Annotated in this window: 1 protein-coding gene; it reads right to left on the bottom strand. The window is 75.8% G+C overall.

Annotated elements, in window-relative coordinates; all coding sequences use genetic code 11:
• Window positions 1-599 (bottom strand): molybdopterin-dependent oxidoreductase (locus tag AWZ10_RS10885; RefSeq protein WP_159058249.1); only part of this gene is annotated, 599 nt, incomplete at both ends.

Below are 599 nucleotides of genomic sequence, written 5' to 3' on the forward strand. Positions count from 1 at the left end.
GTCGCCGTCCTGGAGGCGGCCCTGGTCGAGGAGCAGCCGGTGCCCGGCCAGGACGGCTTCCCCGGCGGCGGGCCTCGGCAGGGAGGCCGCGACCTCCACCGGCTCGTTGGCCCTCGCGCCGTCCCACGCCCCGAGGCGGTCCAGCTCCGCGCGCGTGGTGCGCAGATCGGGCAGCCCCAGGTGCACGTCCATGGCGTCGGCCAGCATCTGCAGGACACGGCCGTCGGTGGGTGCCACCCGGCGGGTCATCTGGTCGGGCTTCAGCGCGGCCTCGAACATCCGCACGCGGCCCTCCCAGTTGATGAAGGTGCCCGCCTTCTCGGCGACGGCGGCGACCGGAAGGACGACGTCGGCCCGTTCGGTGACCTCGCTGGGCCGCAGCTCCAGCGAGACCAGGAAGCCCACCGCGGAGAGTGCCTCACGCGCGCGCCGTGGATCGGGCAGATCGGCGAGTTCCACACCCGCCACCACCAGGGCCCCGAGCTCTCCGGTGGCGGCGGCCTCGACGATCTGCCCGGTGTCCCGGCCGTACCGCGAGGGGAGTTCGGCGACGCCCCAGGCGGCGGCGACCTCCTCCCGCGCGCGCGGGTCGGTCGCCG

Origin of the sequence: Streptomyces europaeiscabiei (assembly GCF_001550375.1) — a bacterium.
Classification (GTDB): domain Bacteria; phylum Actinomycetota; class Actinomycetes; order Streptomycetales; family Streptomycetaceae; genus Streptomyces; species Streptomyces europaeiscabiei.